Source organism: Streptomyces sp. APSN-46.1 (genome assembly GCF_022815725.1).
GTDB lineage: Bacteria > Actinomycetota > Actinomycetes > Streptomycetales > Streptomycetaceae > Streptomyces.
Genome location: NZ_JALGRF010000009.1, coordinates 237,672 through 244,604, shown reverse-complemented (window position 1 = coordinate 244,604; position 6,933 = coordinate 237,672). Strand labels below are relative to the sequence as shown.

The following is a 6,933-nucleotide window of genomic DNA, read 5'->3' as shown; positions in this document are numbered from 1 at the left end:
TTTCCGGCGCGGGCCCGGCCCGCCCCGGGGCCCCGCCGGAGCGTGTTTGCCTGGGGCCCCCCCCCCGACCCCCGGCCTCAAACGCCGGCGAGGCTGAAAGGGTGACGCCGGGGCCCGCGGGCGCACCGGGTTGGCCCGGTTCGCCGCCGGGGCCCGCGGGCGCAGCAGGTCCACCCGGTTCGACGCCCGGCCAGGGCACTGGCTCGGGCCACGTCATCAGCTCCGGGGCCTCGGACAGCACCGCGATCCGGGCGCGGACGTCCGCGCTGCGCTTGGTGTCGTGCGTGGACAGCACCGTCCCGGAGGCGGGCCAGTCCCGCGCCAGCTCCGCGCAGTACGCGTGGAACTCCGCCACCGGCACCGCCGGGTCCCCCGGCTCCCCGCCCACCTCCGTGGCCGACAGCAGCGGGGCGTACCGGTAGAACGCCCGGTCCTCCAGGGACTTCGCGCGCAGCGCCGCCGAGGTCTGGGCGAAGCGGGCCCCGAAGGCCGGATCCCGCAGCACGAGGTCCCGTACGGCCGCCACCGCGTCCGCACCGGCCACGGCCGCCGCCCGCTCCAGCGCCTGCGGCGGCAGTCCCGGATCGCCGGGGTACGGCCGGTAGACGGGATAGGCGATCAGCAACTCCCGTACGGCGTCGGCCCGTTCCGGTCCCGCGAGCCGCTCCAGCGCCGCCAGCTCGGCGGCGAGGTCGCCGGTCAGGACCTCCCGCGCGCAGGCCGCGGCGGTCTCCGCCCAGTCCGGCAGTCCGGTGAACCGCCCGTAGCGCACCGCGAGTTCGCGGACACCGGCCGGGTCCGCGAACAGCCCGTCCGTCCGGAGCAGCGCGTCGTACCCGGTGGTGCCCGCCACCGGCCAGCCCGGCGGCAGCCGCTCCTGCCGGGACAGGATCTTCTCCACCACGATCCAGCACCCGTCCCCCACCTCGGCCCGCAGCCGCCGCAGGTACCCCGCCGGATCCGCCAGTCCGTCCACGTGGTCGATCCGCAGCCCCTCGGCCACCCCGTCCCGGACCAGCTCCAGCACCTTGGCGTGGGTGGCCGCGAACACCCCGGGGTCCTCCACCCGGACCCCGATCAGCTCCGAAATGGTGAAGAACCGCCGGTAGTTGAGTTCCGTCCGAGCCTCCCGCCACCAGGCCGGCCGGTACCACTGCGCGGCCAGCAGCTCCGGCAGCGGCAGCCCGGCCGTCCCCTCCCGCAGCGGGAACTCCAGGTCGTCCCCGTGGCGCAGGAGCCCCCCTTCGACGGAGAGCTCGCCCGGCATCAGGGGTCCGGCCAGCACCGGCAGCAGCACCTGCCCGCCGCCCGCCTCCCAGTCGATGTCGAACCACCGCGCGTACGGAGAGTGCGGCCCCTCCCGCAGCACCTCCCACAGCGGCCGGTTGAGACGCAGCGGCCTCGGTACGGCCATGTGGTTCGGGACGATGTCGAGCACCAGGCCGAGCCCGTGCGCCCGGGCGGTCGCCGCCAGCGCCCGCAGCCCCGGCTCGCCGCCGAGCTCGGCCCGTACCCGGGTGTGGTCGGTGACGTCGTAGCCGTGCGGGGAGCCGGGCGCGGCCTCCAGTACGGGGGAGAGGTGCAGGTGGGAGGCGCCGAGCGAGGCGAGGTAGGGCACAGCCGCCTCGGCCGCCGCGAACGGGAACCCGGGGTGCAGCTGGAGGCGATACGTCGAGGTGGGGGCAGCAGGTGTCGAAGGTGGCGCCGGGGTGCCGGCTGTCGAAACGCCGGATTCCGGTGGGGTGCGAGGGTGCGGCTGGCTCATGAGAACGTACGTACCCACCTCGCCGGATTCCGTGCCATTACCCAATGCATCCGGGTGATCGCGTGGAGTTAGCGTAGATCAGGTGTTTCGAACCGTCGACACTTATCGAAGAGTCATCGCCCTGACCGGGCCCCTTCTGCCGCTCATCTCCTTCTTCGCCCGACTGCCCGTCGCGATGACCCAGTTCGGGAGCGTTCTCCTGGTCGCCGAGACCAGTGGCTCCCTCGCCACCGCCGGCGTCGTCGGTGGCACCCTCTCCGCCGGCCAGGTGGTCTGCGGACCCCTCCTCGGCCGGCTCGCCGACCGCCACGGGCAGCGCCCCGTGGTGCTGGGAGCCGCCGCCGTCAACGCGGTGGCCACCGGCGCCCTGGTGGCCGGGGCGCTCGGCGGCCTCGCCACCGCCCCGCTCGCCGCCGTCGCGGCCGTCACCGGAGCCTCCGTACCGCTGATCGGTCCGCTCGCCCGCACGCGCTCCGTGGCCCTCGCGCACCGTGCGAGACCGCTCGGGTCCGACGAGGGCGTGGTGGACGCGGTCCACTCGCTCGAAGGCACCCTGGACGAGGTCTCGTTCGTCTTCGGCCCGGCATTGGTCGGGCTCGCCGCGCTCCTCGCGCACCCCGCCGTCGCCCTCGGCGGCGCCGCGGCCCTCGTCGCCGTCTTCGGCACCGCCTACGCGCTGCACCCGACGGCCGCCGTCACGGCCGGGCTGCCGGCGCGGGAGCTCGCCCGCGCCGGCACGCGCGGCAAGCGGAACGTGAGCGGCCCGAGCCCGAGCCCGGACCCGAGCCCAGGCCCGGGCCCGAGCGGCCGGGCCCGGACGGCCTCCCGGCATCCGCGCGTCGTGTACGCCGTACGGGGGTCGCTCTTCCTCCAGGGCGCCATGTTCGGCGGCTGCCAGGCCGGAATCGCCGCCCTCACCGCGCAGTTGGGAGTACCCGGACAGGCGGGCACCGTGTACGCCGCCATGGGGGTCGTCAGCGCCGCCGTGGGCCTCGCGCTCGGCGCGCTGCCGGCCCGTTTCGGGCTCCGGCTGCGCTGGCGCGCCGCCACCGCCGCCGCGCTCGTGCTCTCCGTACCGCTGCTCTTCACCGCCACCCTGTGGCCGCTGTACGCCGTCGTCACCGTGCTCGGGGCCGCCTATGCCCCGCACCTGATCACCGCGTTCGCGCTCACCGAGCGGGCCGTGGAACCGGGCCGGCTCGGCGAGGCGATGGCCTTCGCCGCCAGCTCGCTGGTCGCCGGCCAGGCCCTCGCCCTCGCCGTCTCGGGGCGGCTCGCCGAGTGGTACGGGCCCTTCGGGGCCTTCGCGGTCGCCGTGGGCGCGGCCGCCGCCGCCCTGGGCCTGGCCCTCACCACCCGGGTCCCGGCCGCCCGTACGCACCCTCCCGCCCGGGCGTACCTCCCGGCCCGGCAGGCCGCCTCCCCGTCGGCGCCGGCGTAGAAGTGGAGGAACGGGAAGCGGTCGCCTACGCCGGGCGCTGAAGCACCACCAGACACCGCCCCGTGAGCGCCACCCGGTCCCCGGCCGCGTACTGCCGTCCGGAACCGGGCGGCAGTACGTCCGACCGCGCCGTGTCCACCACCAGGTGCCACTGCGCGCCGTGCCCGGCCGGGATGGTGAAGTCCTGCGGATCGGCGCCCGCGTTGAACATCAGCAGGAACGAGTCGTCGGTGATCCGCTCCCCGCGGCTGCCCGGCTCGGAGATCGCCTCGCCGTTGAGGAACACCGTCAGCGCCCGCGCGTGCTGCGCCTGCCAGTCCCGCGCCCGCATCTCCTCGCCGTGCGGGGTGAACCAGGCGATGTCGGAGAGCACGTCGTGCGTCCCCTCCACCGGCCGCCCGTGGAAGAACCGGCGCCGCCGGAACACCGGATGGTCGCGCCGCAGCCACACCATCTGCCGGGTGAACTCCAGCAGCGCGGGCGGCGGTTTGCCCGGTGTCGGCCAGTTCACCCAGGACAGCTCGTTGTCCTGGCAGTACGCGTTGTTGTTGCCGCCCTGCGTGCGGGCGAACTCGTCGCCGTGGCTGAGCATCGGAACACCCTGCGAAAGCATCAGCGTGGCCATGAAGTTGCGCATCTGGCGCTCGCGCAGCTCCAGGATCTCCGCGTCCTCCGTCGGTCCCTCGACCCCGCAGTTCCACGACCGGTTGTGGGTCTCGCCGTCCCGATTGCCCTCGCGGTTGGCCTCGTTGTGCTTCTCGTCGTACGAGACCAGGTCGTTCAGCGTGAAACCATCGTGGCAGGTGGTGAAGTTGATGGAGGCCAGCGGCCTGCGGCCGTCGTCCTGATAGAGGTCCGAGGAGCCGGTCAGCCGGCCCGCGAAATCGGCGAGCGTACGGGGCTGGCCGCGCCACAAGTCCCGTACGGTGTCCCGGTACTTGCCGTTCCACTCGGTCCACAGCGGCGGGAAGTTGCCCACCTGGTAGCCGCCCTCGCCCAGGTCCCAGGGCTCCGCGATCAGCTTCACCTGGCTCACCACCGGATCCTGCTGCACCAGGTCGAAGAACGAGGACAGCCGGTCCACCTCGTGGAACTGCCGGGCGAGCGTGGCCGCGAGGTCGAAGCGGAAGCCGTCCACATGCATCTCGGTGACCCAGTACCGCAGCGAGTCCATGATCAGCTGGAGTACGTGCGGGGAGCGCATGAGCAGCGAGTTCCCGGTGCCCGTGGTGTCCATGTAGTGCCGCGGATCCTCCGCCAGCCGGTAGTACGAGGCGTTGTCGAGCCCGCGGAACGACAGCGTCGGGCCCAGGTGGTTGCCCTCGGCGGTGTGGTTGTAGACCACGTCCAGGATCACCTCGATCCCGGCCTCGTGCAGCGCGCGGACCGCCGACTTGAACTCCAGCACCTGCTGGCCGCGGTCACCGGAGGCGTACCCGTTGTGCGGGGCGAAGAAGCCGATGGTGTTGTAGCCCCAGTAGTTGCTCAGCCCGTCGTCGACGAGGCGGTGGTCGTTGACCGACTGGTGCACCGGCATCAGCTCCAGCGCCGTCACCCCGAGCTTGGCGAGGTGCCCGATGACAGCCGGGTGGGCGAGGGCCCCGTACGTACCGCGCAGTTCCTCGGGGAGGTCCGGATGACGCATGGTCAGACCCTTGACGTGGGCCTCGTACAGCACCGTGTGGTGGTACTCGTGGCGCGGCGGGCGGTCGTTCGCCCAGTCGAAGTACGGGTTCACCACCACCGAACTCATCGTGTGCGGGGCCGAGTCCAGATCGTTGCGCGAGTCGGGGCGGCCGAAGTGGTACCCGTACACCTCCTCGCCCCAGTCGATGCCGCCCGCGATCGCCCGCGCGTACGGGTCGAGCAGCAGCTTCGCCGCGTTGCAGCGCTGCCCGCGCTCGGGCTCGTACGGGCCGTGCACGCGGAAGCCGTAGCGCTGGCCCGGCATCACGCCGGGCAGATAGGCGTGCCGGACGAAGGCGTCCGTCTCCCGCAGTTCGACGGCGGTCTCCGAGCCGTCGTCGTGCAGCAGACACAGCTCGATGCGTCGGGCGGCCTCCGAATAGACCGCGAAATTGGTGCCGGCGCCGTCGTACGTGGCTCCGAGCGGATACGCCTGTCCCGGCCAGACCTGCATGGATAACGACTCTTCCCCTCTGCGTTGGGCTGATCCGGCGTGGACCACGTCACTGCCAGATCTTCCCCGAAAGAGGGGCTCCAAGCGGGGACTTGGGATGCTGCCACCGGGTGACCCGGAGACCTGATATCCGGGTCAGAGGACTATGCGCGCATCACATAATGGGTCAACCGACCACCGGCGCGCGGTCCGTCGGGCTGCGTCGGGCGTCGCGCGCGGAGTACCCTTCCGTGATCACTGGAGACGGGCGTCCAGACGCAGAAGGCGGTGCACGGGTGAGCTCGGGAGGTCTGGAGCTGCCCCCTGGTGACAGCGGTCACGAGGGCGGCCCGGCTGATGCCGCCGGCGGGGTGCCGGGCGGCGCGCCCGCCGGGGCTCCGGCCGGGGCGGTGTCGCTGGCGCCGCCGGCGGCCGGGAACGTACGGACCGGGGCCGAGCTGGACTGGGGCGCGGAGGCCTGGAGCGAGGTCCGTACGCGGGCCCAGCGCGCGGGCCGCGCGTACATCTGGCTGAACCTCATCGAACAGCGGCTGCGCGCCGTCGTCGGCGCGGTGCTGCGCCCCATCTACGAGCCGGTGCACGGCCAGGACGACTGGGTGGTCGCGGCCGCCGGACCCGCCGGGCAGGAGTGGGTGCAGCGGGCCGTCGCGGTACGCGAGGTCAGCCGGCGCAAGGGCTACCTGCTGGACCCGGCCGACGACAACGTGCTGAGCTTCCTGACGCTGCCGCAGCTTCGGGAGCTGATGGTGCAGCACTGGCCGTGCTTCGAACCGTACTTCGACGACCGACGCGAGATCGAGCTGGCGCTGGACGAGCTGGAGGTCACCCGGAACGTGGTCTCCCGCAACCGGGCCCTGTCGCGGCCGGTGCTGGAGCAGGCGGAGCGGGCCTCGGCGCGGCTGCTGGAGGTACTGGGCGGGGGCGCGGGCAGCCCCTCGGCGGACCGGCTGCCGATCGACGCCGTCGAGGACCTGGTCGGGGACCGGTACGCGGACGTCATCTCGGTCCACCCGGACCGGGTGCGGCTCCAGCGGCAGCTGCCGGCCGAGGACCTGTTCGGGGGCGCGCGGCGGCTCGACGCCATCGGTATAGGCCTGAACCTGCTGGTCCAGAACTTCTCGGGCCGAAGACTCGTCCGGCTCACGGAGGCGGGCTGCCGGGTGCGGCTGCTGTTCCTGAACCCGGCGAGCAGCGCGGTCAAGCGGCGCGAGCGGGAGCTGGGGTTGCGCAAGGGCGAGCTGAGCCGCTCGGTGGAGATGAACATCCTGCACGTGCGCAGGGTGCGGGCGGGGCTGAAGGACCCCTCGCGCTTCGACATCCACGTCTTCGACGAGACCCCGCGCTTCACCGCCTACCTGGTGGAGGGGGAATCCTCGGGCATCGCGGTGGTCCAGTCGTACCTGCGCCGGGCCCGGGGCATGGAGGCGCCGGTGCTGGTGCTGCGCGGCGGCGGGCGGGGCGTGCCCAGGGACGCGGACCACGGGCTGTTCACGACGTACCGGGAGGAATTCGAGTCGGTGTGGGAGGACTCCCGCCCGGTGTCGTGACTGTCAGTGCCCCGTGGCAGGCTGAAAGTCGTTGACCGGA

4 protein-coding genes are annotated in these 6,933 nt (G+C 73.2%); 2 read left to right on the top strand and 2 right to left on the bottom strand.

Going from position 1 to position 6,933, the window contains the following annotated elements; genetic code table 11:
• On the bottom strand, positions 1 to 1,765 hold a 1,765-nt coding region (treY, locus tag MTF65_RS23085), incomplete at its 3' end, for a malto-oligosyltrehalose synthase (protein WP_243630808.1).
• Positions 1,766 to 1,847: 82 nt separating this feature from the next.
• Here treY and MTF65_RS23080 point away from each other — a divergent pair.
• Positions 1,848 to 3,206, top strand: coding sequence for an MFS transporter (locus tag MTF65_RS23080; protein ID WP_243630807.1), 1,359 nt, complete (start codon positions 1,848 to 1,850; stop codon positions 3,204 to 3,206).
• Positions 3,207 to 3,231: 25 nt separating this feature from the next.
• Here the strand turns inward: MTF65_RS23080 and glgX are convergent, their stop codons facing one another.
• Positions 3,232 to 5,346: a glycogen debranching protein GlgX gene (glgX, locus tag MTF65_RS23075; RefSeq protein ID WP_243630806.1), complete on the bottom strand. Its 2,115-nt coding sequence runs from the start codon at positions 5,344 to 5,346 to the stop codon at positions 3,232 to 3,234.
• Between the two features lie 275 nt (positions 5,347 to 5,621).
• Between glgX and MTF65_RS23070 the strand changes: the two genes are divergently transcribed.
• Positions 5,622 to 6,893, top strand: coding sequence for an SAV2148 family HEPN domain-containing protein (locus tag MTF65_RS23070; RefSeq protein ID WP_243630805.1), 1,272 nt, complete (start codon positions 5,622 to 5,624; stop codon positions 6,891 to 6,893).
• Positions 6,894 to 6,933 lie beyond the last annotated feature (40 nt).